The organism is Humidesulfovibrio idahonensis, from assembly GCF_054657715.1.
The window spans coordinates 1850627-1874630 of sequence record NZ_BAAHYE010000003.1; the positions used below are offsets into that span (position 1 = coordinate 1850627).

The 24004-nt window shown below is 66.5% G+C and carries 20 protein-coding genes; 12 read left to right on the forward strand and 8 right to left on the reverse strand.

From position 1 onward, the window contains the following. Window positions 1-5: 5 nt before the first annotated feature. Window positions 6-2447 (reverse strand): type I DNA topoisomerase, encoded by a 2442-nt coding sequence (gene topA / locus ACYQ4W_RS14540; protein WP_459858050.1) that lies wholly within the window; start codon window positions 2445-2447, stop codon window positions 6-8. 155 nt (window positions 2448-2602) lie between these two features. On the opposite strand from topA, the gene ACYQ4W_RS14545 reads away from it, so the two are divergent. Next, window positions 2603-3694 carry a type I restriction endonuclease gene (locus ACYQ4W_RS14545; protein ID WP_459858052.1) on the forward strand — a complete coding sequence of 364 codons (1092 nt, stop codon included), beginning with the start codon at window positions 2603-2605 and terminating at the stop codon, window positions 3692-3694. 66 nt (window positions 3695-3760) lie between these two features. On the opposite strand, the gene ACYQ4W_RS14550 is transcribed toward ACYQ4W_RS14545, so the two are convergent. From ACYQ4W_RS14550 to ACYQ4W_RS14560, 3 genes are all read right to left on the reverse strand, one after another. Beyond that, on the reverse strand, window positions 3761-4291 hold the full coding sequence (locus ACYQ4W_RS14550; protein ID WP_459858054.1) for an Ivy family c-type lysozyme inhibitor: 531 nt from the start codon (window positions 4289-4291) through the stop codon (window positions 3761-3763). A gap of 176 nt (window positions 4292-4467) precedes the next feature. Next, entirely contained in the window at window positions 4468-5574 is a 1107-nt protein-coding gene (ald, locus tag ACYQ4W_RS14555; protein WP_459858056.1) for an alanine dehydrogenase, read from the reverse strand. Window positions 5575-5609: 35 nt separating this feature from the next. Beyond that, entirely contained in the window at window positions 5610-6092 is a 483-nt protein-coding gene (locus ACYQ4W_RS14560; protein WP_459858058.1) for an Lrp/AsnC family transcriptional regulator, read from the reverse strand. A gap of 252 nt (window positions 6093-6344) precedes the next feature. On the opposite strand from ACYQ4W_RS14560, the gene ACYQ4W_RS14565 reads away from it, so the two are divergent. The 3 genes from ACYQ4W_RS14565 to ACYQ4W_RS14575 all read left to right on the forward strand — a co-directional run bounded on the left by ACYQ4W_RS14565 (window position 6345) and on the right by ACYQ4W_RS14575 (window position 9680). Then, window positions 6345-7052, forward strand: coding sequence for a MerR family transcriptional regulator (locus ACYQ4W_RS14565; protein WP_459858060.1), 708 nt, complete (start codon window positions 6345-6347; stop codon window positions 7050-7052). Window positions 7053-7216: 164 nt separating this feature from the next. Further along, entirely contained in the window at window positions 7217-9115 is a 1899-nt protein-coding gene (gene htpG, locus ACYQ4W_RS14570; RefSeq protein ID WP_459858062.1) for a molecular chaperone HtpG, read from the forward strand. 262 nt (window positions 9116-9377) lie between these two features. Next, window positions 9378-9680: a putative quinol monooxygenase gene (locus tag ACYQ4W_RS14575; protein WP_459858064.1), complete on the forward strand. Its 303-nt coding sequence runs from the start codon at window positions 9378-9380 to the stop codon at window positions 9678-9680. 123 nt (window positions 9681-9803) lie between these two features. Here the strand turns inward: ACYQ4W_RS14575 and ACYQ4W_RS14580 are convergent, their stop codons facing one another. Continuing rightward, complete coding sequence (locus ACYQ4W_RS14580; protein ID WP_459858067.1) at window positions 9804-10025, reverse strand: ferredoxin; 222 nt, start codon at window positions 10023-10025, stop codon at window positions 9804-9806. Between the two features lie 41 nt (window positions 10026-10066). Next, complete coding sequence (locus tag ACYQ4W_RS14585) at window positions 10067-11080, reverse strand: DUF933 domain-containing protein (protein ID WP_459858070.1); 1014 nt, start codon at window positions 11078-11080, stop codon at window positions 10067-10069. 261 nt (window positions 11081-11341) lie between these two features. Between ACYQ4W_RS14585 and aroL the strand changes: the two genes are divergently transcribed. The 8 genes from aroL (at window position 11342) to aroC (ending at window position 19355) form a co-directional block, all read left to right on the forward strand. Continuing rightward, on the forward strand, window positions 11342-11905 hold the full coding sequence (gene aroL / locus ACYQ4W_RS14590) for a shikimate kinase AroL (RefSeq protein WP_459858072.1): 564 nt from the start codon (window positions 11342-11344) through the stop codon (window positions 11903-11905). 266 nt (window positions 11906-12171) lie between these two features. After that, a complete protein-coding gene (locus ACYQ4W_RS14595; protein ID WP_459858075.1) occupies window positions 12172-12774 on the forward strand; it encodes a GAK system XXXCH domain-containing protein in 603 nt (200 codons plus the stop codon). A 61-nt stretch (window positions 12775-12835) separates the two neighbouring features. Then, complete coding sequence (locus ACYQ4W_RS14600) at window positions 12836-13987, forward strand: hypothetical protein (protein WP_459858077.1); 1152 nt, start codon at window positions 12836-12838, stop codon at window positions 13985-13987. A gap of 52 nt (window positions 13988-14039) precedes the next feature. After that, window positions 14040-14312 carry an amphi-Trp domain-containing protein gene (locus ACYQ4W_RS14605; protein ID WP_459858078.1) on the forward strand — a complete coding sequence of 91 codons (273 nt, stop codon included), beginning with the start codon at window positions 14040-14042 and terminating at the stop codon, window positions 14310-14312. A gap of 1 nt (window position 14313) precedes the next feature. After that, entirely contained in the window at window positions 14314-15969 is a 1656-nt protein-coding gene (locus ACYQ4W_RS14610) for a PhoU domain-containing protein (protein WP_459858079.1), read from the forward strand. A gap of 18 nt (window positions 15970-15987) precedes the next feature. Next, window positions 15988-16908, forward strand: a complete 921-nt coding sequence (locus tag ACYQ4W_RS14615) for a GAK system ATP-grasp enzyme (RefSeq protein WP_459858080.1) — start codon at window positions 15988-15990, stop codon at window positions 16906-16908. Continuing rightward, a complete protein-coding gene (locus ACYQ4W_RS14620) occupies window positions 16905-18281 on the forward strand; it encodes an HprK-related kinase B (RefSeq protein WP_459858081.1) in 1377 nt (458 codons plus the stop codon). Before ACYQ4W_RS14615 ends, ACYQ4W_RS14620 begins: the two co-directional genes overlap by 4 nt. A 15-nt stretch (window positions 18282-18296) precedes the next feature. Beyond that, complete coding sequence (gene aroC, locus ACYQ4W_RS14625; protein ID WP_459858082.1) at window positions 18297-19355, forward strand: chorismate synthase; 1059 nt, start codon at window positions 18297-18299, stop codon at window positions 19353-19355. A 42-nt stretch (window positions 19356-19397) separates the two neighbouring features. Here the strand turns inward: aroC and ACYQ4W_RS14630 are convergent, their stop codons facing one another. Then, window positions 19398-21395, reverse strand: a complete 1998-nt coding sequence (locus tag ACYQ4W_RS14630; RefSeq protein WP_459858084.1) for a PAS domain-containing hybrid sensor histidine kinase/response regulator — start codon at window positions 21393-21395, stop codon at window positions 19398-19400. Window positions 21396-21589: 194 nt separating this feature from the next. Then, a complete protein-coding gene (gene metE / locus ACYQ4W_RS14635; protein ID WP_459858086.1) occupies window positions 21590-23914 on the reverse strand; it encodes a 5-methyltetrahydropteroyltriglutamate--homocysteine S-methyltransferase in 2325 nt (774 codons plus the stop codon). Between the last annotated feature and the right edge of the window lie 90 nt (window positions 23915-24004).

Consider the following 24004-nt stretch of genomic DNA (forward strand, 5'->3'; position numbering starts at 1 on the left):
CCGCGCTATTCGCCGTCCTTCACCCAGTCGCATTCCTTGTTGCCGCAGGCGATGAACGAGCCCTTGGCCTTGCTGTGCTTCTCCACCAGCAGGGCGAAGCCGCACTTGGGGCAGGGGCCGGGCTGGGGGCGGTCCCACAGCGAGAAGGTGCAGTCCGGGTAGCGCGAGCAAGAGTAGAACACCTTGCCCCGGCGCGAGCTTTTCTCCACCATCTGGCCCGTGCAGCCGGGCTCCGGGCAGGCCACGCCCGTGGGCAGCGGCTCGGTGTGCTTGCAGGCCGGGTAGCCCGTGCAGGCGATGAACTTGGTGCCCCGGCGCGCGGTCTTGATGACCATGGGCTTGCCGCATTCCGGGCAGGTGCCGGCCGGAATCTCCTCCGGCGCCTCGAGCACGATGATCTTGCCGAATTCGTCGCGCTTGAAGTTCTTGATGTTCTTGCACTTGGGGTAGCCGCTGCACCCCAGGAAAGGATCGTGCGAGCGGCCCTTGCGCGGGGTTTTCACCGCAAAGGGCTTGCCGCACAGGGGGCACATGATGTCCGTGATCTCGTCGCGCGCCTTGTCCTGGGGCAGAATGTTGCCGTGTTCGTCGCGGGTGAACTCGCGGATGGCCTTGCACTCCGGGTAGCCGGAACAGCCCAGGAACTCGCCGTTCTTGCCGAACTTCACGTGCATGGGCTTGCCGCAGTCCGGGCAGGCCACGCCGGAGTCGATGGTGGCGCGCTGCATCTCGGCCCCGGCCTTTTCCAGCGCGGGGATGAACTCGGTCATGAACTCCTCGATGACCGCCTCCCAGGCGCGGCCGCCCGCTGCGATCTCGTCGAGCTTGGCCTCCATGCCCGCGGTGAAGCCGATGTCCATGAGCGTGGCGAAGTGGGCCACAAGCTTGTCGCTCACGGTGCTGCCAAGCTCGGTGGGGGCGAAGCGCTTCTCCTCCATGGCCACGTACTCGCGGTCCTGCAGGGTGCTGATGATGGCGGCGTAGGTGCTGGGCCGGCCGATGCCTTCCTCCTCCAGCGCCTTGACGAGCGTTGCTTCGGTGAAGCGCGGGGGCGGCTGGGTGAACTTCTGCTCGCTGGTGAGGTCCAGCAGCTCCAGCGGCTCGCCTATGGTCAGCTTGGGCAACTGCTCGCTGCCGTCCTCGGTCTCGGCGTCCGGGTCCGGGGCTTCCAGGCCCTGCACCTTGAGGAAGCCGGGGAAAAGCAGACGCTCGCCCTTGGCCCGCCACAGGGTGGCGCCGTTCTTGGCGGTCACCGTGGTGTCGTGGAACTTGGCCGGGCTCATCTGCGAGGCCACGAAGCGCCGCCAGATGAGCTGATAGAGCTTGAACTGGTCGGCGGGCAAAAACTGCTTCACCGATTCCGGGGTCAGGGTCACATCGACAGGACGGCAGGCTTCGTGGGCGTCCTGCGCGCCTTCCTTGGTCTTGTACGCGCGCACCTTGGCCGGGGCGTAGTCCTGCCCGTAGGCGGACAAAATAAAGTCGTGCGCGGCCTTTTTCGCCTCGTCGGCGATGCGCACGGAGTCGGTACGCATGTAGGTGATGAGCGCAACCGTGCCGCGGTCGCCCAGCTCCACGCCTTCGTACAGCTTCTGCGCCGTGCCCATGGTCTTTTTGGCCGGGTAGCCCAGGGCCCGGTTGGCCACCTGCTGCAGGCTCGAGGTGGTGAACGGAGGCGGCGCGCTTTTGCTGCGCTCCTTCTCGTCCACGGCCTCCACGACGAACTGCCCGGCGCGCACGTTTTGCACCAGCGCGTCCGCCGCGTCCTTGCTGCCGATGTCCTTCATGCCCGGGGCCACGGCCTTGGTCCCCACCTTCCACAAATCGGCGCGGAAGGGCGGCGGGTTGGCTCCGGCGAGCTTGGCCTTGAGCGCCCAGTGCTCCACGGCCTGGAAGGCCCGGCGCTCGCGCTCGCGGTCCACGATGAGCCTGAGCGCCACGGACTGCACACGCCCGGCGCTGATGCCGCGCTTCACGTGCTTCCACAGTATGGGCGAAATTTTGTAGCCCACCAGGCGGTCCAGCACCCGTCGCGCCTGCTGCGCGCCCACAAGGTCCTGGTTGATGGGGCGGGGATTCTCCAGGGCCTCGTGCACGGCGCGGGAGGTGATTTCGTTGAACTGGATGCGGCTGACGTTCTTGTTCTGCCCTTTGATGAGCTCGGCCACGTGCCAGCCGATGGCTTCCCCTTCGCGGTCGGGGTCGGGTGCGAGGTAGACTTTTCCGGCGGCCTTGGCGGCTTTGCGCAGGCGGCCCACCACGTCTTCCTTGCCTTTTATTATCTCGTAGCGCGGGGCGTAGCCGTGCTCCTCGTCCAGGCCCATGTCGCCTTTGGGCAGGTCGCGCACGTGACCCACGGAGGCCTCCACGGCGTAGTCTTTGCCGAGGAATTTGCCGATGGTCTTCACCTTGGCCGGTGACTCAACGATGATGAGATCTTTTGTCATAATGGGGCAGGCTATAGCCACCCCTGGGGGGGATGGCAAGGGGAGAGGTGGAGAGAAGGGGCGCTCAGACGTTGCAATAAAATGCGTGTTTTTGTACGAAGCAATATCGACAAGTAAAAGTATCGATAGGGAAACACAGAATCTCTGGAGGGCGTATGGACTTTTCGGCTCGTGTTCAGGAACTGTCTGAAAAAATGAGGCAAACCAAAGATTACGTTCAGACTGAGGAGGCGACGAAGAGTGCCTTTATTATGCCTTTTTTGCATGCGCTGGGCTATGATGTATTTAATCCTGCGGAGGTTGTTCCCGAATATACAGCGGATGTTGGGATTAAAAAAGGTGAGAAAGTCGATTTCGCAGTTCTTAGAGAAGGACAGCCTGTCGTGCTCATCGAGTGCAAAGGTTGTGGGGCGAAGCTTGATGCGGGGAAGTGCAGTCAATTGTTCCGCTATTTCCACACACTGACAACTGCCCGCATAGGAATACTAACAAACGGCATACAATATTTATTCTTTACAGACTTGGACAAACCGAATGTCATGGATCAGCGTCCGTTTATGGAATTCGACATGCTGGCACCGGACAAGAGCCTGATTCCTGAGCTGCTCAAAATTTCCAAAACCAACTGGGACATGGCCGCGACGCTTTCTGGGGCAACAGAATTGAAATATACTCGAGCTCTGAAGGGTGTTCTCGCAGCTGAACTGCAAAAGCCAAGTGATGATCTTGTGCGCCAATTGGCAAGCAAGGTTTATGAAGGAACGTTTACGGCAAAAGTCCGCGAAATGTTTTCCGGTTTAGTGCGGCGAGCGTTCCAGCAACTTGTAAACGACATGATTAATGAACGTTTGACTTCGGCAATGATTGCTCCGCAGCAACAACAGGAACTAGAAGAGGCGAAGGAGCAGGCCAGCCAAGTAGCTGACGAGCAAGTTGTCAAGGTTGTTACAACGGAAGAAGAGCACGAGGGATACTATTTAGTGAAGGCGATATTGCGGCGGACGGTTGATCCAAAGCGCATAGTCATGCGCGACACGCAGAGCTATTGCGGTGTGATTCTCGATGATAATAACCGCAAGCCTATTTGCCGTCTCCATTTCAACGGCAAGCAAAAATATATTGGGTTGTTCAACGCCAGCAAAGTCGAAGAACGATTCCCCATCGCCTCGATTGACGATATCTACACGTATACAGATAGGCTGAGGGAAACAGTAGGGTTCTACAGCGGTCCAGAAGTCACAGCGTAAACACCGCAAAAAGCCCCCGTCTCACACTTGAGCCGGGGGCTTTCTCTTGTCCCTCTCCCGCTTGGCCTACTTCGGCGGTTCGATGCCTTGCAGCTGCCCGAAGGCCTGCTTGATGTCGTCCGGCGGCTCGCCCAGCCACAGGGTCTCGTTGTTCTGCGTCAGCCTGGCGTAGATGGCCTTTTCGTCGTGGCTGTACAGCACGGTGATGTTGTTCGCGCCGCAGCTGTGCGCCTTGCAGCCCTCCACGTGCAGGTATTCCGCGCCGTTGATGCGCACCTTGCACACCAGCTTGGCCGGGGCGTCGAAGTGCGTCAGCCAGGCGTCCCTGAGCTTGTTGCGCCGCAGGAGCGCCCGGTAGGCGGTGCTGAAGGGCGGGGTGTTGCGGATGTCGTGCCCGGAGAGCTGCCTGCCGTGCTTGTCCGTAAAATAGCCGAGGAAGGCGAGGCCGGTTTGCGGCGCGGCCTGGGCCTGCGCCTGGGGCGCCGGCTGCGCGGGCTGGGCCGGTTGCTTGGGCACGCAGCCGCAGGCCAAAAGCCCGAGCACATGGACGGTGATGATGAGGGCGGCGCGCTTGGCCGCAGTGGTGATGATCTGCATGCGTTGGTCCCGTGGTGGCGCTCATTGCGGGTTTGCCCCATGCCGGGGCGGGCGCCGGCAGCGTTTCTACCCCCGCGGGCGCCGCCACGGCAAGCCTCCATTGCCGCCAGACGCGAAAAAGCCCCCGCCTCATCGCAGAGACGGGGGCTTGAGACGCAAGCCTTGGCGGAGGGGGACTACGCCAGGGCTTCTTCAGCGGTGATGGCGGGCATGCCGAGGGCTTCGCCGACGGCGGGGAAGGTCAGCTTGCCCTTGTAGGTGTTCAGGCCGTGGCGCAGGGAGGCGTCCTCGCGCAGGGCGTCCAGGCCCTTGGCGGCCAGCTTCAGGGCGTAGGGCAGGGTCTGGTTCACCAGGGCGAAGGTGCTGGTGCGGGGCACGGCGCCGGGCATGTTGGCCACGCCGTAGTGCACCACGCCGTCCACCACATAGGTGGGGTTGCTGTGCGTGGTGGCCTTGGTGGTCTCAATGCAGCCGCCCTGGTCAACGGCGACGTCGACGATGACGGAGCCGGGGCGCATGATGGAGAGCATGTCGCGGGTGATGAGCTTGGGGGTCTTGGCGCCGGGGATCAGCACGGAGCCGATGACGAGGTCGGCTTCTTTCACGGCGGCGCGGATGTTGGCCTCGTTGGAGGTCATGGTGACGATGCGCGAACCGAAGATGTCATCCAGGTACTGCATGCGGGCGTGGTTCAGGTCGAACACGGTGACGCGCGCGCCCATGCCCACGGCGATCTTGACGGCGTTGGTGCCCACGATGCCGGCGCCCAGCACCATGACGTTGGCCGGAGCCACGCCCGGAACGCCGCCCAGCAGCATGCCGCGGCCGCCCTGGGTCTTCTCCAGCAGGTGCGCGCCAACCTGGGTGGCCATGCGGCCGGCCACTTCGCTCATGGGCTGCAAAAGGGGCAGGGTGCGGTCGGGCAGCTGCACGGTCTCGTAGGCCACGCCGATGGTGCCGGCGGCCAGCAGGGCCTTGGTCTGGGCCTCGTCGGCGGCCAGGTGCAGGTAGGTGAAGAGCAGCAGGTCGTCGCGCAGGTACTTGTACTCGGCGGCCATGGGCTCTTTGACCTTGATGACCATCTGCGCGGCCCATGCCTCGGCGGCGGAAACCATCTTGGCGCCAGCGGCGATGTACTCGTCGTCGGACAGGGCGGAGCCGACGCCCGCGCCTTTTTCCACCAGCACGGTGTTGCCGCGGCGGATAAGGGTCTCAACAGCGCCGGGGGTCATGGAGACGCGATCTTCCAGGGTCTTGATTTCCTTCGGGATGCCGATGATCATGGGATGCTCCTTTTGGGGTGGGTAAAAGTTGGTGCCTACTCGCTGAACCAGGTGCGCGCGCCCTTGGGCAGTGGGATCCACTTGCGCCTGGCCTTCATGACCACAAACGATTCGCTGGAGGCGATGCCCCCCACGCCGGAAAGCGCCTGGTCGAGGAAGTTGTACAGATCGGCGATGTCCTCGCTGGTCACAACCTCAACCAAAATGTCGTAGCGCCCGGTGACCGCGGCCACCCAGTTCACGTCCGGCAGCAGCGAAATCTCCTCAAGCTTCTCGTCAAGCTGCATCTGCGTCTGGAGCTTAATGCCGACCAGGGCCACGGAAAGGCCCTTGACCTGGAAGGGGTCCACTAGCCCGGCCACGCGCAAAAGCCCCTGGCTGATGAGGTTCTTCATGCGCGCCCGGATGGTGGGCGCGGTGACGCCGAGGCTCTCGGCCAGTTCGGCGGACGAGGCCTGTCCGTCCTTGGCAAGGGCGGCCACTAGCTTGCGGTCGGCGACATCGAGAACATTTTTCATTGGTGGATTTTCCTGCCTGAAATTTTCTGTTTCGAAAATTTATAAGTAAGAAATATTGCAAAAGCAAAATACTTGTCAAGCATCCGCCGCTCTTTTTCCTGTTCCGGCTGCGGATTTTTCCCGGCCCGCCGGGCTTTTTTCCCGCCGCGACCCGCCCTCTCTTGTGGGCAGCGCCCGCTTGATGTATGCGTTTGCAGGAACCAACCCCCCGTCCCTGCCGGTTCGCGCCCATTTTTCTTGAGGAGGCTGCCAGTGTCGCCGGACGAACGCTTGCTCTCCGTGGCCGAAATCGCCCGTAAGCTGGGCGTTCCCGAGTCCACGGTGCATTACTGGAAGAACCGTTTTGCCCAGCATCTGCCCAGCTCCGGCTCGGGACGGCAGAAACGCTTCCGGCCCGAGGCCGTGGAGGTGTTCCGCGTCGTGGCCGAGATGTTCAGCCTGGGGCACAGCGCCCAGGATGTCATGGAGACCCTGGGCAAGAATTTTCCCCTCACCGCGTCCATGGACGGCGACCCGCTGGCTCCCGGCGGCGAGGCCCCGTTCTCCGTGCGCGGTGGTTCGCGCAACCCGCGTGAGGCCGCCTCCGACGCCGCCCTGGCCGAAACCGCCATGCGCATGGCCGCGGCCATGGGCAAGGAGATGGGCCAGGAGATCGCCCGAAGCATAGGCGAGGGCCTGCGCCAGCATCTTTCCGGCCGCGCGGCGCTGGCCCCCGGCGAAGAGCTGGGCGCGCTGCCGCCGGGGCTCGATGCCGAGGAGCTCAACGCCATCAAGGCCGTGGTGCAGGACACCTGCGGACGGCTGGACGCGAGCGCGGACGAGGTTTCGCGCATGGCCGCGGAAAACGCGGAGCTCAAGGCCAAGCTCACCGTGCTGGAGTCCGAGCTCATCCGCCTGCGCAAAGACCGCCGCGAGATGGAAAAGTACCTTCTTGACAAGATCAAGGCCGTGACTACCTAAGGCCAAGACGGAAGAGCCACACCTTTCGTCAGCGGGGATCCTCCTCCCCGCAAACGGCTCGAATCCTCCATCAGCCCAGCCAAGGCCCCGCTTCTTGCGGGGCCTTGTGCGGTTGACGGCTAAATGTTGCAGGTTTCATCGACACAAGCAGAAAGGAGTCGCCCATGGCCGCACAGGCAACCTACGAATTCAAAGCCGAAATCAAGCAGCTGCTCGAAATCCTCGTCCACTCCCTGTACACCGAGCGCGAAATCTTCCTGCGCGAGCTGGTGTCCAACGCCTCCGACGCGCTGGACAAGCTGCGCATCACCACCGCCGACTCCGACTCCGGCGACGACGCGCCGCTGGAGATCCGCATCGAGGCGGACAAGGACAAGAAGATCCTGACCATCTCCGACAACGGCATCGGCATGACCGAGGCCGAACTGGTGGAGAACATCGGCACCATCGCCCACTCCGGCTCGGCCAGCTTCCTCAAGGCCCTCAAGGAGTCCGGCGGCAGCGCGGACGGCATCATCGGCCGCTTCGGCGTGGGCTTCTACTCCGTGTACATGGTGGCCGACAGCGTCCGCATCCGCACCAGGAGCCACCGCGAAGGCTCGGTGGGCGTGGAGTGGACCAGCGACGGCCAGGGCGCCTACACCATCAGCGAGATCACCCCCTGCGACGGCGCCGAGGCCATCAGCCGCGGCACGTCCATCGAGGTGCGCCTGAAGGACGACCAGGCCGAGCAGTTCACCGATGTGGAGGGCCTCAAGCACATCATCCGCAAGCACTCAAACTTCATCGGCTTTCCCATCATGGTCAACGGCGAGCGCGCCAACACCGTGCCCGCCCTGTGGCGCGAGCCCAAGTTCCAGATCACCAAGGAGCAGTACAAGGAGTTCTACTCCTTTTTGACCTATGATCTGGATGAGCCCATGGATGTGCTGCACACCTCCGTGGACGCGCCCGTGCAGTTCAACGCCCTGTGCTTCATCCCCGAGAAGAGCAAGGACTTCATGGGCTTCGACCGCGAGGACTGGGGCCTCGACCTCTACGTGCGCCGGGTGCTCATCCAGCGCCAGAACAAGGACCTCATCCCGCAGTACCTCATGTTCGCGCGCGGCGTGGTCGACACCGAGGACCTGCCCCTGAACATCAGCCGCGAGACGCTGCAGGACAACCGCCTCATCCGCAAGATCAACACCACCCTCACCAAGCAGCTGCTGGGCCAGCTTTCCAAAATGGCGGAGGACAAGGACAAGTACGCCAAGTTCTGGCGCGAGCACGCCCGCGTGTTCAAGGCCGGCTACATGGACTTCGCGAACCGCGAGACCTTCGCCAGCCTGCTGCGCTTCAACTCCAGCGCCTGCGAAAGCGCCGAGGAGCTCATGGGCTTCGAGGACTACATTGCCCGCGCCAAGCCGGACCAGAAGAAGATCTACTTCGCCTTCGGCCCCAGCCGCGAGGCCCTCAAGCTCAATCCGCACCTGGAGATCTTCCGCAAGAAGGGCGTCGAGGTGCTCTACCTCTTCGAGCCCATCGACGAGTTCGTCATGGACGCCCTGCACACCCACAAGGACTTTGAGCTGGTGCCCGCCGAGGTGGCCAAGCCCGAGGACCTGGCCAAACTGCCCGACGTGGAGACCGCAGCCCCGGCCGACAGCGCCCCGGCCCCGGAAAAGGACGCCCTCGAGGCCCTGCTCGTGCGCGTCAAGGCCGTGCTGGGCGACGGCGTGGCCGACGTGCGCGCGTCCTCGCGCCTCACGGGCAGCCCCTGCTGCCTGGTGAACCCGGACGGCCACACCACCTCCAGCATGGACAAGATCATGCGTTCCATGAACCACGACAACTCCGTGCCCAAGAAGGTGCTGGAGCTGAACCCGACCCACGCGCTCATCCGCAACCTGGCCGACCTGAACCAGGCCGACGGCAGCGACGCCTTTGTGGAGCAGGCCGCGCGCCAGCTCTTCGAGTCCGCACTGTTGCTGGAGGGCTACCTGACCGATCCCCACGCGCTTGTGGGCCGCGTGCAGGACCTGCTGACCAAGTCCAGCGGCTGGTACGCCAAGAGCAAGTAGGGCAAAGACGAAGAGCGTCTGCCCCTCCGGCCTCGCCCCTCGGCCCACTCGGAGGGGTGGGCAGGACCGCGTTGCGGCGGCGGCCCGCAAGTGAAAAACGAGTGCAACGAGAAGGGTTCTTCCCGGTGGCGAAAGCGCCGGGAGGAACCCTCTTGTTTTGTGACAATTCGGCAACAGGGCCAGACGGGAATTGCCTTGCCCGCGGGCCGGGCGTAGTCTCCCGCCGCCTGGAAAAAATCAAATGAACAAGCAGGAGAATGTCATGCTGGAGCAGAATATCGTCACCCTTTCGGCCGCCATGACCTTTCACGAAGCCGTGGACAACACCGTGCTGAAGGCCCTGGCCAAGCTCGTTGCCGCCGTGCGCCAGGAGCCGGGCTGCCTGGAGTACTCCGCCCACGTCCACGCCGAAGACCCGCGCCGGGTGCTCTTCTACGAGCGCTGGCAGAATCAGGCCGCCCTCGACGTGCACAGCGCCGCCGAGCCGCTTTCCACCTTCCGCGAAACCATGGGCCCGCGCATCATGGGCCCTTCGGAGCTGAACGCCTGGAAGCGCGTGAACTAGACCGAGCAGGCCTCGCCGCCTTTTGGGCCGGCCTTGAAACGAGAAAGTCCTCCTGGCGCCGCGGCGTCGGGAGGACTTTTTTCGTTGGGGACGGGCAAGCGGATTGGGCGCGCGCGCCGTTGTCTAATAGTCTTCCTCTTCCCAGCCCTCGGCGCTGATGCAGCGCTTGGGGCACAGGGCGATGGCCTCGCGCACCTCGTCGTGGGTGGCGAAGGTGCGCTTGAGGTAGGGCCGGGCCATGTCCTCGTCCCAGCCGAACACTTCCGGGCAGATTTCGGCGCAGCCGGAGCAGGCGTTGCAGCGCGAGAGGTCGAGGAGCACTTCGTGCAAGGTGTCGCCGGGCATAGGGGCCTCCGGGGTTGGACGTTGCGGGCCTGGCGCCCGGGCTACACGTTGAAGCGGAACTCGATGATGTCGGCGTCCTGCACGATGTAGTCCTTGCCCTCCAGCCGGGCCAGGCCCAGCTCCTTGGCCTTCTTGAAGTCGCCGGCCTTGAGGAAGTCCTGGTAGCCGATGACCTCGGCGCGGATGAAGCCCTTCTGGAAGTCCGTGTGGATGACGCCCGCGGCCTCCGGGGCGGTGGCGCCCACGCGCACCGGCCAGGAGCGCACTTCCTTGTCGCCGGCGGTGAGGAAGCTCATGAGGCCCAGCAGCTTGTAGGTGCGGCTGATGACCTTGTCGAGGGCGGACTCGGTGAGGCCCAGGTCGGTGAGGAACATGGCGCGCTCCTCGGGATCCTCGATGGCGGCGAGCTCGCGCTCCAGCCGGGCGGAGACCATCATGTGCATCTGGCCGTCGCCGTCGGCGGGCACCTGGTAGGTGTCCATGGCGGTCTCGGCCACGTTCCAAACGTAGAGGATCGGCTTGGCGGAAAGGAAGCGGAAGCCGCGCATGGAGGGCTCGGCGCACAGGGCCGGGTCGAGCCGCAGGGGCTTTTCGTCCTCCAGCATGGCGCGGGCCTTGGCCAGGCACTCTTCTTCCTTGCTGTCCACAAGGTCCTTGTTCTTCTTCTTGTCGCTGGCCATGCGCTCCTGGCGCTTTTCCACCACGGCCAGGTCGCTCACCAGCAGGTCCGCCTCCACCGCGCCGTACTGCTCCTTGGGATCGGAGAGGCCGGTGAAGGCGTCGAGCATGCACAGGTGGCAGTCATAGGGGCGGATTTCGTTCAGCACGCGCTCGCCCAGGCCGCCGGCCTTGCCGCCGCCGCCGGTCACGTCCAGGTATTCGATCTCGCTCAGGGTGATTTTCTTGGGGTTGAAGAGCTTGATGAGCGGGTCGAGGCGGGGCTCCGGCACCTTGACCATGGCGCGGTTGCCGGCGACTGCGGCCTTTTCGCCCGCCAGGGCGGCGAACATGTCGGTCTTGCCGGAGCCGGAGAATCCAAAAATAGCGGTTTTCATTGGTGTTCCTTGCGTGTGGAATAGGTCCGGCGGAGCCCGGAAGGCGACCATTCTAGGCTGAAGCGCGCCCGGATGCAAGGAGCGGGCGCGCGCGGCCCTTTGCGGTGCGCGCAGGCGTTTGTCTCCGGCAACGATTTGCCTTACAGTGGCGGCTCGCCGGAGGCGGCGGCGCGGCGCGGCGGCAAGCCGTGGCCGGACCGGCGGAAGGCCGGCGCTGCCGCCGGTCTCCGGAGCGGCGAAGAACAGGCGGGAGGCGCAAGCATGTCGGGCGAGCGGAACATATATCTCATCGGCGCGCGGGCCAGCGGCAAGACCACCCTGGGCCGCAAGCTGGCGGCGCGGCTCAAGCGGCCCTTTGTGGACACGGACCGGCGCGTGCGCCTGCGCACGGGCAAAACCGTGGCCGACCTGGTGGACGCCGGCGGCTGGGAGGCCTTCCGCGAGGCCGAAAGCGTGGCCCTGGCCGAGGTGGCCGTGTTCTCCGGCCAGGTGGTTTCGTGCGGGGGCGGCATTGTGCTCATGCAGGACAACCGCGACATGCTCGAGCGCGGCGTCGTGCTGTATTTGAAGGCCCCGGCCGAGGTGCTGGCCGGGCGGCTCGCGCGCGATCCCCTCGAGGCCCAGCGGCCCTCCCTCACCGGCGGCGGCGTGGCAGGCGAGGTGCGCCAGGTGCTGGCCGAGCGCGGCGCCCTCTACCTGGCCTGCGCCCATGCCGTGCTCCCGGCGGAAACGCCCCTGCCGGAGCTGGTCGAGCTGGCCCTGGCCGAGATAACGCGCCTGGGCGGAATCACGCCCGCTGTTGCCGGACGCGGGCGAATTTCATAGGATGTCATTTGCGCCAAAAGGCGCGCCCGAAGGCGTGTCTGAAAGCGGGCGCGCGCCGGCTCGCGAGGCTTGTGCGCGTCAGCCCGCTTGAATGGGGACCTTGGGGCGTCAAGAAGGCGCCGGATGGTCCGGCGCACGCAGCGCAGGGGCGGAACACGGAAACGGCGGACACCGCATGTTGCGGCCTGACGAGGACCGCCGTGCGACCGCGCGTCCACATGCGGCGCGCCACGGCATAGCGAAGCCGGCCACGGCAAGGAGTTCCCATGGGCGCCTGGAAGCTTGAGAAGAACATCGCCGCGGCCGACCTGCCCGGACTGCTGCGGCAGTTGGCGGACGCCCTGGAGGGCAGGCCCGCCGGTTTTTTGGCCGGGTTCCCGCGCGAGCCGCGCGAGCTGGAGCTTGAGGTCCTGCGCGGCGGCGCGGGCTATGCGGTGAAGCTCAAGGCCCGGCGCGACGAGGACAGAGCGCCGGACGACGAATCCGTGGGCCGCAGGATTGAGGGCAAGGGCGGCGGCGCGCGCGAGGCGGACTCCGCGGAGCGCGGGCGGGAGAAGTACCGCCAGCTCAAGAAGCTCATGCAGGCGGACTACAAGGCTTTGCAGAAGGCCGCCCAGGCCGGAGCGCTGCCCGCGCCGGACGTGCTGGAGTCCTTTCTGGCCCTGTGCGAGTCCATGACCGAGACGGCCCAGCCGCTGCTTTCGCCGCACGGACCGGAGGCCGCCGAGCTGGCCCGGGCCAACCAGGTGTTCATGGAGGACGCGCGGGCCCTGCGCCGGACGGCATCCGCGCGCGATGCCGCCGCCCTGGCCGAGGTGCTGGCGCGGCTGGAGCGGCGCAAGTCGGCCTGCCACGCCCAGTTCCGCTAAGGTCCGGCAACGAAAATTTCACCCCGCGATTTCACCCAGGCATTGCGGGCAAGGAGCACGGATGACGCGCCAGCAACAGCACGAGGGCTGCAACGCCCTGACGGTCAAACCCGTCACGCCGGAAGTGACCGAGTTCGACGAGCGGCTTTTCGCCCGGCTCATCGACACGAAGCTTGACGCCAAGGCCGAGGCGCGCATTTTGACGCCCGGCGCGGTGCAGCCCGCGCAGGACTCCGTTTTGGCCGTGCACTGGCACCCGGAGCACGTGCCCCTGGCCCTCATCAAGCGGCGCATAGAGGCCAGCTACCCGGCCATGCGCAAAAGCCTCATCATTCCCACCCAGCACAACGAGCTGCTGGAGTACGGCCCGTACACCGGGGTGGAGGTGGACTGCTACTCGCGCGGGTTCAACCAGAAGGTGCAGCTGCTTTTGCACTTCCGCACCGAGAAGCTGGGCGAGGCCCATGTGCTGAAAAGCATGCTGGCGCACACCCACGCCTACCGCCAAAGCCAGCTCTTCGACTATTTGACCACAGTCACCCGGCCGGACGAGGCCCGGCTGGCCCAGGCGGCCAAGGAGGCCGGCGCCGAGCCGGAGCTGGTGGACCTGGCGCGGGCCTGCTGCCTCAAGCTGGAGGCGCTCATGAACCGCCACGCGGGCGACATGCCCGTGGACGCCATCAAGAACAAGCTGGTGCGCAACTTTGTGGACGGCTTGCGCCCGCTTCTGGGCGAGGCCGCGGCCAACCGCGTGCAGGTGTTCTTGAAAGAGGTCAAGGCCGTGGTCAAGGCGCAGTTCCCGCTCACGTATTTTTACCGCACCACGGAATTCATCGAGGAAGCGCGCGCCCTGGGCGGCGGCGTGGTCATTCCGCACCCGGAGCAGTTCTGGCCCATTTTGCTGGCCAGCTACGACGTGGACGGCTACGAGGTGTGGAACCCGCAGTCGCAGCGCTACACGGAGTTCCTCATCTCCGTGCTGTACGAGAAGAACCGCAGGCGCGGCAACGGCGAACGCCGCATGCTGGTGTTCATGGGCGACGACACCCACATGGGCGAAAAGACCCTGCCCGTGAGCGACCCGGCCAAGGCCAGCCGCGAAATCGGCCTGCAGCCCGCCTGGGACGACCTCTCCATCGGCAAGAAGCTCATCGTGGCGGACATGGACCGCGCGCGCGTCATTGAAGAATATTCCGCCCGGTTGGACGGCTAGGCCGCACAGCTGCCGGACGATCATGTCTGGACGATCAGGCCAAGGGGGGCTCATGGGCACAGACCAGAAGTTCGTGTTTGAATCCATGCAGGACGCCGAGAGCATCCGCAAGTATCTGGAGGCCGTGATGGACGGCCTGAGCAAGGGGCGGCTGGCCGTGGCCGCCGGGCAGGAGCAGTTCGTGCTGCAGCCCACGGACCTGCTGACCTTCACCGTGAAGGCCAGAAAGCGCGGGCGCTCCGGCCGGCTTTCCCTCACCATCTCCTGGCGCTGCCCGGAGGAGGACGCGCCCAAGGCCGGCGAAACCCTGAAGATCGAGGCCTGACATGAGCGGTCTGGAGGGGTTGGAGGAGAATTTCCGCTTTCTCGTGCTCGAGGTGACGAGCCAGATGGCCGAGACGCGCGCCTTTGTGGCCGCGCCCACCCACGCGGGCTACGACAAGGTCGTCTCGCGCGACGACTACATCGACAACCTGAAGAACATCGTCGAGGACGCCTGCTACTCGCGCATCCACAGCGCGCGCGGGCTCTCCAAGCGCGACATCGACCGCATCCGCGGCCTGCAGATCATCTCCGCCAATTTGGAGCGCATTGCCGACTACTGCGTGAACATCGCCGGGCAAATGCGCTACCTGAAGGACCTGAGCGTGCTTTCGCGCCAGGACCCCGGCCCGCTGTTCGACATCATCGACGAGGGGCTCTCGCGCATTCTTGAAGTACGCTCCCGCGCGGACGTGAACGGGGCTCTCGGCATCTGCCGGGCGGAGTTCGACCTGGACCGGCTGTACAAGGACGCCTTCGACGCGCTGATGGAGGAGCTGCGCCAGGGGCGCGACGTGCAGAACGGCGTCACCGCCATTTTCATCTTCCGCTACCTGGAGCGCATCGGCGACTCGCTTTTGAACATCGGCGAGGCGCTGCTTTTTTCGGTCATCGGCGAAAAGATCAAGATCGAGCAGTTCCAGGCCCTGCAGCAAACCCTCTCCACCGCCGGGTTCGAGGGCGACGTGGCCGACATCGACTTCCGCTCCATCTGGGGCACGCGCTCCGGCTGCCGCATCGGCCGGGTGAGCCCCAAGGACGCGCCCCAGGACGCCCTGGACGATCCGACCCAGGGCGGCGTGTTCAAGGAGGGCAACCTCAAGAAGATCCGCCGCGAGCGCGAGAATCTGGAATACTGGGCCAAGGTTTCGCCCGGCACCGGGCCGCGCATCTTCAGCTACCACGAGGAAGGCGACAGCGCCTCCATGCTGGTGGAGTTTCTGCCCGGCTGCACCTGGACCGAGGTTGTGCTCACGGCCGAGGCCGAGATGCTTGAGGACGCCATCTTCGTGTTCGAGCAGACCGTGGGCGACATTTGGCGCTCCACGCTGGAGCGCGGCGAAACGCCCGTGGACTACATGGAGCAGCTGGAGCGGCGCATGCCCGCCGTGCGCCACGTGCATCCGGATTTCTTCCGCCAGGAGCGCAGCCTGGGCGCGGCCGCCATTCCCTCGACGGAAGAGCTCATCGCCCAGTGCCGGGCCGTGGAGTCCACCCTGCGCGCGCCCATGACCGTGCTTCTGCATGGCGACTTCAACGCCAACAACATCGTCTTCGACCAGGGCGCGCCGCGCGTGCACTACGTGGACCTGCACCGCACCCATAGGGGAGACTTCATCCAGGACGCCTCGGTGTTTCTGGTGTCCTTCTTCCGCATGCCCATTTTCGAGCCGGGCCTCAGGCGGCGCATCAACCACATGATCGCCTCGTTCTACGACCATTCGCGCGCCTTCGCCGACGACATCGGCGACGAGGCCTGGCAGGCCCGGCTGGCGCTGGGCCTGGGCCGCTCGCTCATGACCAGCACGCGCTTCGAGCTCAATTACGACTTCGCGCGGGAGATGTTCCTGCGCGCCCACTACCTCATGGAAGGCCTTGTGGCCCATGCGGGCAAACCCTGGGAGACCTACCGCCTGCCCAGGCCCATCCTGTTCTACTAGGGCATGGGGGAGAACGCCGTGCGCATCGCCGTCGTGGGAATCGCTGGGGGCTGGTCCTCCGAAGTTTTGGCCGACGCCGTGGGCCAGGCCACGGGCCGGCGCCTGCTGGTGGACCTGGACCGCGCACGGCTCGACCTGGGCGCAGGCAAGCTGTGGTGCCCGGACCAGGACGGCCGCGACGTGGATCTGTGCGGGCTCGACGCCCTGTGCGTCAAAAAGGTCGCCCGCGGCTACTCGCCGCACATGATCGACCGGCTGGAGATGCTGCGCGTGGCGAGCGCGCACGGGGTGCGCTGCTTCTCCGACCCTTCGCGCATTCTGCGCCTGGTGGACCGCCTGGCCTGCAGCGTGACCCTGGCCAACGCGGGCATGCCCCTGCCGCCCACCACCATCACCGAGGACCCGGACCAGGCCCTGGACGCCGTGCGCGCCTATGGCCGCGCCGTGCTCAAGCCGCTTTTCACCTCAAAGGCCCGTGGCATGGCGCTTCTGGACGCCGAAGCCCTGGACCCCAGCGAGATCGCCACGGCCCTGGCGGGTTTCCGCGCCGGCAATCCGGTCATGTACATCCAGCAGGCCGTGGAGCTGCGCGGGCAGGATCTGGGCGTGTGCTTTCTGGGCGGCGAGTACCTGGGCACCTATGCCCGGCGCAAAGGCGCGGGCGGCCCGGCCGGGGCCGAGGCCGCCTGGAGCACCAGCACGGCCAGCGGCGGCCGCTACGCCGCCTTCGACCCGCCGCAGGAGATCATCGACCTGGCGCACCGGGCGCAGGAGCCCTTCGGTCTGGACTTCACCTGCGTGGACGTGGCGCTCACCGAGGCCGGGCCGTACATCTTCGAGGTCTCGGCCTTTGGCGGGTTCCGGGGGCTGTTGCAGGCGCGCGGGCTCGACGTGGCGCAGTTGTTCGCGGCCCATGTGCTGCAGGAGCTTGCGCGGTGAGCCCGTCCCTGGCCTCTGTGCCGTCGTTTGACGCCACGGCCCGCGCGCTGGCCGCGCGCGAACCCGCGCCCCACAGCCTTTGCCTGGGGCTGGAGGAGCTGACCCTGCGCGTGCGCTCCAACTCGGCGGCGGTCATCGACGATCTGCGCGGGTACTTTGCGCCGTTTCTCGCCGCGGCAGGCAATGCGGACGGCGCTGCGGACGACGCTCAGGCGGACCTGAACTTTCTGCTGCTCGACGGCCCGGTTGCGGCTCCGCCCGTGGCGCTGGCCGCCCGGCCCCACCTGCCCGGCAAAAGGCCGGACAAGGAGCGCGCCGCGGACCTGCCCGGAGAGGGCGGCGGCGGCCGCCTGGTGCGCAAGCAGGCCACGGGCATGCTCTTCGCCTTCGGCGGCGGCTGGAACATCGCCCTGGGCCCCTGCGCCCAAAACCGCAACCAGCTGGTGAATTTTATCTGCGCGCGCTACATGGAGCGCCGCGTGGCCCAGGGCTGGGTGCTGGGCCACGCGGCGGGGGTGGTCCTTCCCGGCGTGCCGCTGCCTCGCGCCGTTTTGGCTGATGAGGGCCCGCTCAACACCACGGGCGACCGCGCCTTGGCCCTGTGCGGGTTCGCGGGCATGGGCAAAAGCACCTTGGCTCTGCATCTGGTGGCGCGCGGCTGCGATTTTTTGAGCAACGACCGGGTGCTGGTGGAGCCGCGCTGCGCTTGCGGGAGCATTGGCAGACCCGTGCTGCACGGCATTCCCAAGCATCCGCGCCTGAACCCCGGCACGGCGCTGGGCAACCCGGAGCTGGCGCCGCTGCTGGCCCGCGCCCTGCCCGAGGCCTCGCGCCGGGCCTACGCGGATTTGCCCGCCGCCGCGCTGTACGCCGTGGAGGACAAGTACGACGCCATCATCGACGCCTGCTTTGGTCCGCCCCGCGGAGGCCAGCTTCGTGAGAATCCGGCGAGCGCGCCAAGCGCCCGTCCGTCGGGCAATGCACCCGGCAACTTGGCCGGTGGTCCTTCCCGTGAGTTCTCCGGCTGCGGCGGGGGCTCCGGTCTTGCCGCAGACTCCGCGCCGGGAGCGCGCTCCGGCGGGCCTTCGCGCTTCCGCCTGGCGGCCCCCCTGGCCGGGCTGGTGGTGCTCAACTGGCGGCACGGCGGCGGAGCCATGCAGGCCCGCCGGGTGGAGCTGGCCCAGCGGCCCGATTTGCTGGAGGCCCTGCGCAAGCCGCCGGGAGCGTTCTATCTGCCCGGCGCGCTCAAAACCGCGCGGCTCACCGCGGCCCAGTGCCTGGAGGCCCTTTGCGGCGTGCCCGTGCTGGAGCTTGCGGGCGGCTCGGACTTTGCGGCCGGAGCCACGGCCTGCCTGAATTTTCTGGACGATTAGCACAAGGACGGAACCATGAGCGGCAACAGCATCGGCACCCTTTTCCGGCTCACCACCTTTGGCGAGTCCCACGGCGTGGGCCTGGGCGGCGTCGTGGACGGCTGTCCTCCGGGCATCGCCATCAACGAGGAACTCATCCAGCGGGAGCTGGACCGCCGCAAACCCGGCCAGGGCGGGGTCGCGGCCACGGCGCGCAAGGAGTCGGACGCGGTGCGCCTGCTCTCCGGCGTGTTCGAGGGGCTGAGCACGGGCACGCCCATCGGCTTCATCGTCATGAACGAGGACCAGCGCTCGCGCGACTACTCGGCCATCATGGACGTGTACCGGCCGGGTCACGCGGACCTGGGCTACGACGCCAAGTTCGGCCGGCGCGACTACCGGGGCGGCGGACGCTCGTCCGGGCGCGAGACCGTTGCGCGCGTGGCGGGCGGGGCCATCGCCCAGGAGCTGCTCAAGGCCGAGGGCATCACGGTGGGCGCGGCCACGGTGGAGCTGGGCGGCATTCCGGCCGCCGGGCGCGACTTTGCGGGCGCGCTTCTGCGGCCGTTTTTCAGCGCCGATGCAGAGAGCGTGCCCCTTTGGGAGCAGCGCGTGCGCACGGTGAAGGCCGAGGGCGACACCCTGGGCGGCATTGTTGAGCTGCGCGCCGCGGGCGTGCCCGCGGGCCTGGGCGAGCCGGTGTTCGACAAGCTGGACGCGCGCCTGGCCTATGCCCTCATGGGCGTGGGCGCGGTGAAGGGCGTGGAGGTGGGCGCGGGCTTCGCCGCCGCGCGGCTCACCGGCAGCGCGAACAACGACCCCATGACCCCGGACGGGTTCTTGTCCAACAACGCGGGCGGCATTCTGGGCGGCATGGCCAGCGGGCAGGAGCTCATTGTGCGCGTGGCGGTCAAGCCCATCCCTTCCATCTCGCGGGAGCAGCAGACCGTGAACAGCAAGGGCGAGGCGGCGCGCATCACCATCGGCGGGCGGCACGACATCTGCGCCATTCCGCGCATTGTGCCGGTGCTCAAGGCCATGCTGCTGCTGACCTTGGCCGACTTCGTGCTTTTGCAGCGCAGCGTGGGCCGCTAGCGGGGCTGTTTCGTTCCGGGCCTTGCGCCGCCGGGCGGCTTCTCAGTTTGCGGGGGCGGTCTTGCGGCGCAGCAGGCACTGCTCCAGGGCGCGGAACAGTTCCTCCGCCACCAGGGGCTTGGGCACGAAGTCGTCCATGCCCAGCTCTAGGAAGCGCTTCCGGTCCTTCTCGCGGGCGTAGGCCGTCAGGGCGATGATCGGCACGCTCTTGTCCAGGCCGGGCACCTCGCCCCGGCGGATGTGGTGCGTGGCCTCGATGCCGTCCATGAGCGGCATCTGGATGTCCATGAGGATGGCGTCCACCTTGTCCTTGTCCAGGGCGCGCAGGGCCTCCACGCCGTTTTCCGCCAGGAACACGGTGTAGCCCATGCGCCGCAGCAGGGTGGTGGTCATCATGCGGTTTATCACCTCGTCCTCCACCAGCAGAATGCGCGTGCCTTCGGTCTCCGGCGTCGGCTGGCTGGCGGGCTTGGCGTCCTGGGCGCAGGTCTGGGGCAGGGCAAGGCGCAGGCGGAAGTAGAAGCGGCTGCCCCGGCCCGGCGAGGAAGTGGCGGCAATCTCTCCGCCCATGAGGTTGACGAGGTTGCGGGCGATGCACAGCCCCACGCCCACGCCGCTGCGGCGCTTGGTCAGCACGTCCTCGGCCAGGGTGAAGCTGTCGAAGATGCATTCCATCTTTTCTGCCTCGATGCCGACGCCCGTGTCCTCCACATGAAAGACCAGGTCCACCCCGTCCGGCGCGTGCTCGTCCGGCTGGTCGCCGGGCCGTTTGTCCGGCGTCTGCCCGGATCCGGGCTGCTCCGCCAGGGACACGCCCATTTCGATGCGCCCGGCGCCCGTGCATTTGAGCGCATTGCTCATGAGGCAGACCAGCACCTGGCGCACGCGGAACTCGTCGCCGCAGACGCGGTGGGGCACGCCCTGGCGCAGGCTCAGCTCCAGCACCAGCCCCTTGAGTTTGGCCTGCACGGAAAAGTTGTTGGCTATGGAGCGCATGAGTTCGGCGAGGTCGAACTCCTTGATGATGGGTTCTATGGCTCCGGCCTCTATGTCCGCCAAATCCAACAGGTTGTTGATGACGTTGGTGAGGCGCACGGCGGAGTCGCGAATGACCTCCAGGCAGTCCTGCTGCTCCTCGTCGGGGTCGCTCGCGAGCCCCACCTGGGCCATGCCGAGGATGCCGTTGAGCGGGGTGCGCAGCTCGTGGCTGATGTTGGCCAAAAACTGCGACTTCATCACGTTGGCGCTCTCGGCCATGATCCTGGCGTTCACCAGCTCTTTTTCGCGGCGTATCTGCTGGGTTATGTCCTGGGAGAACTCGGCCAGGGCGTCCACCTCGCCGGAGTCGTTGATGACGGGGTAGATGCACACGGTGCTGCTGCGGTCTTCCAGGTCTTCCTGGTAGCAGATGGGGCTTTTTTCGCGCAGGGCCATGCGCAGCTTGTCGCGGCGCTGGGCGGCGCTTTCCTCGGGCAGGCAGGCGTAGGACGAGGTGCCGATGAGATCCTGCACCGTGCTGCCCCGGCGTTTGGCCGCCTCGTCGTTCAGGGCCAGGAACACGCCCTGCTTGTCCACGAGGATGGCCGATTCCTGGCTGGCGTTGAGCAGGGCCTTGATCTTGCGCTCGGAGTCGATGACCTTTTTTTCGGAGAGCACGTACTTGGTCACGTCCTCGCGGATGACGATGCCGCCGATGAGCCGGCCGTCCTTCTTGACCGGGATGGCGCGCATGCTTTGATAGCCGCTTTGCCCGCCGCTGAATTCCGAGGTGAAGATGTTCTCGACCTGGATGGGCTGGCCGGTGAAGACTTCCTCGATGTGCTGGGCCAGCCCGGAGCTGACGATGCCCGGCAGGTCGAAGATGGACTTGCCGAGGTAGTCTTCCTTTTGGCGCTTGTCTTTGGCGAAGTTGTGGATGTGCCAGTCGTTGACGAAGGTGATGTCACCCTGGCAGTTGAAGCACATGATGGAGACCGGAGCCAAGCCCGCCAGTTCCGTGGCGTCGCAGAGGGGCTTTTCCTCGGTGTCCTTCTTGGCCATGTCTTCCTCCGTCGCAGTGGGGAGGCGGCTGCGGGAAATACTGCCACTGTATGCCAAAGCTTATAGCAGTTTGCCGGGCATGGCAATCTGATTGAAGGCGCCTTGGCAGGGCGTTGACCGATTATTCAAGTTCGCCCCGCAGAAGCCCGGCGCAGCCCCCCCAAGCCGAGGCGGCGGCGCCGGGCGGTGTCGCTCTACCGGGACGTCAGCTCCGCGCGGGCCAGGCGCGCGGCCTCGACCATGTTCGTCAGGCTGGCCAGGGTCTCGGGCCAGGCGCGGGTCTTGAGCCCGCAGTCCGGGTTGACCCACAGGCGGCCGGCCGGAATGACCTCGGCCGCGCGGCGCAAGAGGTCCAGCATCTCCGCCGTGCCGGGCACCCGCGGGCTGTGGATGTCGTACACGCCGGGGCCGATTTCGTTGGGATATTCAAAGCGGCGGAAGGCCTCCAAGAGCTCCATGCGGCTGCGGCTGGCCTCGATGCTGATGACGTCCGCATCGAGCCGGGCGATCCACTCCACGATTTCGTTGAACTCGCAGTAGCACATGTGGGTGTGGATCTGCGTTTGCGCCGCGGCCCCGCCCACGGCCAGGCGGAAGGCGTCCACGGCCCAGAGCAGATAGGCGTCCCAGTCCGCGCGGCGCAGGGGCAGGCCCTCGCGCAGGGCGGGCTCGTCGATCTGGATGGCCTTGATGCCCGCGGCCTCCAGGTCGCAGACCTCGTCGCGCAGGGCCAGGGCGATCTGCCTGCAGGTCTCGGCCCTGGGCTGGTCGTCGCGCACGAAGCTCCAGCAGAGGATGGTCACCGGACCGGTGAGCATGCCCTTCATGGGCTTCTTGGTCAGGGACTGGGCGAAGCGGCTCCAGTCCACGGTCATGGGGCCGGGGCGGCTCACGTCGCCGTAGATCACCGGCGGCTTGACGCAGCGCGAGCCGTAGCTTTGCACCCAGCCGTTCTGGGTGAAGCAGAAGCCGGCCAGCTGTTCGCCGAAGTACTCCACCATGTCGTTGCGCTCCGGCTCGCCGTGCACCAGCATGTCGAGCCCCAGACGCTCCTGCGTGCCCACGGCGTCGTGGATGGTGTCCTCAAGGAAGGCCTTGTAGCCCTCGGGCGAAAGCTCGCCCTTTTTGAACCGGGCGCGGGCCGAGCGCACCTCTTTGGTTTGTGGAAAGGAACCGATGGTCGTGGTGGGCAAGGGCGGCAGGCCGAGGGCCGCGCGCTGCAGCCCGGCCCGACCGGCATAGGGCAGGGGCCTGGCCAGCATGTCCGGGCCGACGGCCGCCATGCGCCGGGCCACGTCCGGGTTGTTCAGAAGCGGGCTGTGGGCGCGGGCCATGCGGATGCCCCGGTTCTCGGCCAGCCAGTCCGCGCAGGAGCGGCCCAGGCTGCGGTCCAGTCCGCCCGCGCAGTCGGCCAGCTTGCGCACCTCGCCGCACTTTTGCAGGGCAAAGGCCATCCAACCGCGCAGCTCCGGAGCCAGCCGCGTTTCGCCCTCCAGGTCCACGGGGCAGTGCAGCAGCGAGCAGGACGTCGCCACGAGCAGGCGCTCCGGGCCTATGGCCCGCGCCGCGTGGTCCAGCAGGGCCAGGGCCTTGTCCGCATCCACGCGCCAGATGTTGCGGCCGTCCACCACGCCCAAGGATAGGGCCGTGCGCGGGGCCAGGTGGGCGTATATGCCCGCAAGCTGCTCCGGCGCGCGCGTCAGGTCCAGGTGCAGGGCGTCCAGATCCAGGCCGGAGTAGACATCCGCGTTTTGAGCCACGCCGCCGAAGTATGTGGCGAGCATGAGCTTGGCGGGCTTGGCCGCCTGGGTGAGCCGCACCAGGGCGCTGCGGAACCGGCGCGGCAGGTGCTGCGGCAGGTCCAGCGCCAGCACCGGCTCGTCGATCTGTATCCACTCCGCCCGCAGGGCCAGCTGGCCGATGAGCTTGGCGTAGGCCTCGGTGAGGGCGGGCAGAAGCTCGAAGCGGTCAAAGCCCGCGTCCACGCTTTTGCTCAGGTGCAAAAAGGTGCAGGGGCCGGGCAAGACCACCTTGGCGCGGAAGCCCGCGGCCTGGGCCTCGGCCAGCTGGTCCAGCAGGTCGCGCGCGTCGGGGTCGAAGCGTTGCCCGCGCGTGAGCTCCGGCACGATGTAGTGGTAGTTGGTGTCGAACCACTTGGTCATCTCCATGGCCGCGTGGTCCTGGCCCTCGCCGCCGCCCCGGGCCATGCGGAAGTACCGCTCCAGGCCGCCGTCCGCATCGGCCGGACCGAAGCGGCCCGGCGCCGCGCCCAGGCGCAGGGTCATGTCGAGCATGTGGTCGTACAGGGAAAAGTCGCCCACGGGCACGATGTCGATACCCGCCTGGACCTGGCTGGTCCAGTGGCGCAGGCGCAGGTTCCGCGCGGTTTCGAGCAGGGCGTCGCGTTCCGCTCCGCGGCCTGCGTCGCGCAGCGGGCCGCCTGTCCAGAACGCCTCCAGCGCCTTTTTGAGTTCGCGGGCCGCGCCCATGCGGGGAAAGCCCAAAGTGTGCGTCAACATGCGGTAACCTCCGGTCGTCCGATTTTGGCCAGAACCACAAGGCGAAGCGAGGGCGCAAGAGACTGGAGGGGGCGGGAGCGCGCTGAGCCG

Excerpts from the sequence above, each read along its gene's own strand:
- ACYQ4W_RS14585 (WP_459858070.1), bottom strand. The coding sequence starts at position 11,080 with ATGAAAACCGCTATTTTTGGATTCTCCGGCTCCGGCAAGACCGACATG.
- htpG (WP_459858062.1), top strand. The coding sequence starts at position 7,217 with ATGGCCGCACAGGCAACCTACGAATTCAAAGCCGAAATCAAGCAGCTG.
- ACYQ4W_RS14605 (WP_459858078.1), top strand. The coding sequence starts at position 14,040 with ATGGGCACAGACCAGAAGTTCGTGTTTGAATCCATGCAGGACGCCGAG.
- topA (WP_459858050.1), bottom strand. The coding sequence starts at position 2,447 with ATGACAAAAGATCTCATCATCGTTGAGTCACCGGCCAAGGTGAAGACC.
- ACYQ4W_RS14580 (WP_459858067.1), bottom strand. The coding sequence starts at position 10,025 with ATGCCCGGCGACACCTTGCACGAAGTGCTCCTCGACCTCTCGCGCTGC.
- ACYQ4W_RS14600 (WP_459858077.1), top strand. The coding sequence starts at position 12,836 with ATGACGCGCCAGCAACAGCACGAGGGCTGCAACGCCCTGACGGTCAAA.
- ald (WP_459858056.1), bottom strand. The coding sequence starts at position 5,574 with ATGATCATCGGCATCCCGAAGGAAATCAAGACCCTGGAAGATCGCGTC.
- ACYQ4W_RS14545 (WP_459858052.1), top strand. The coding sequence starts at position 2,603 with ATGGACTTTTCGGCTCGTGTTCAGGAACTGTCTGAAAAAATGAGGCAA.
- ACYQ4W_RS14550 (WP_459858054.1), bottom strand. The coding sequence starts at position 4,291 with ATGCAGATCATCACCACTGCGGCCAAGCGCGCCGCCCTCATCATCACC.
- aroC (WP_459858082.1), top strand. The coding sequence starts at position 18,297 with ATGAGCGGCAACAGCATCGGCACCCTTTTCCGGCTCACCACCTTTGGC.
- metE (WP_459858086.1), bottom strand. The coding sequence starts at position 23,914 with ATGTTGACGCACACTTTGGGCTTTCCCCGCATGGGCGCGGCCCGCGAA.
- ACYQ4W_RS14595 (WP_459858075.1), top strand. The coding sequence starts at position 12,172 with ATGGGCGCCTGGAAGCTTGAGAAGAACATCGCCGCGGCCGACCTGCCC.
- ACYQ4W_RS14610 (WP_459858079.1), top strand. The coding sequence starts at position 14,314 with ATGAGCGGTCTGGAGGGGTTGGAGGAGAATTTCCGCTTTCTCGTGCTC.
- ACYQ4W_RS14630 (WP_459858084.1), bottom strand. The coding sequence starts at position 21,395 with ATGGCCAAGAAGGACACCGAGGAAAAGCCCCTCTGCGACGCCACGGAA.
- ACYQ4W_RS14560 (WP_459858058.1), bottom strand. The coding sequence starts at position 6,092 with ATGAAAAATGTTCTCGATGTCGCCGACCGCAAGCTAGTGGCCGCCCTT.
- ACYQ4W_RS14575 (WP_459858064.1), top strand. The coding sequence starts at position 9,378 with ATGCTGGAGCAGAATATCGTCACCCTTTCGGCCGCCATGACCTTTCAC.
- aroL (WP_459858072.1), top strand. The coding sequence starts at position 11,342 with ATGTCGGGCGAGCGGAACATATATCTCATCGGCGCGCGGGCCAGCGGC.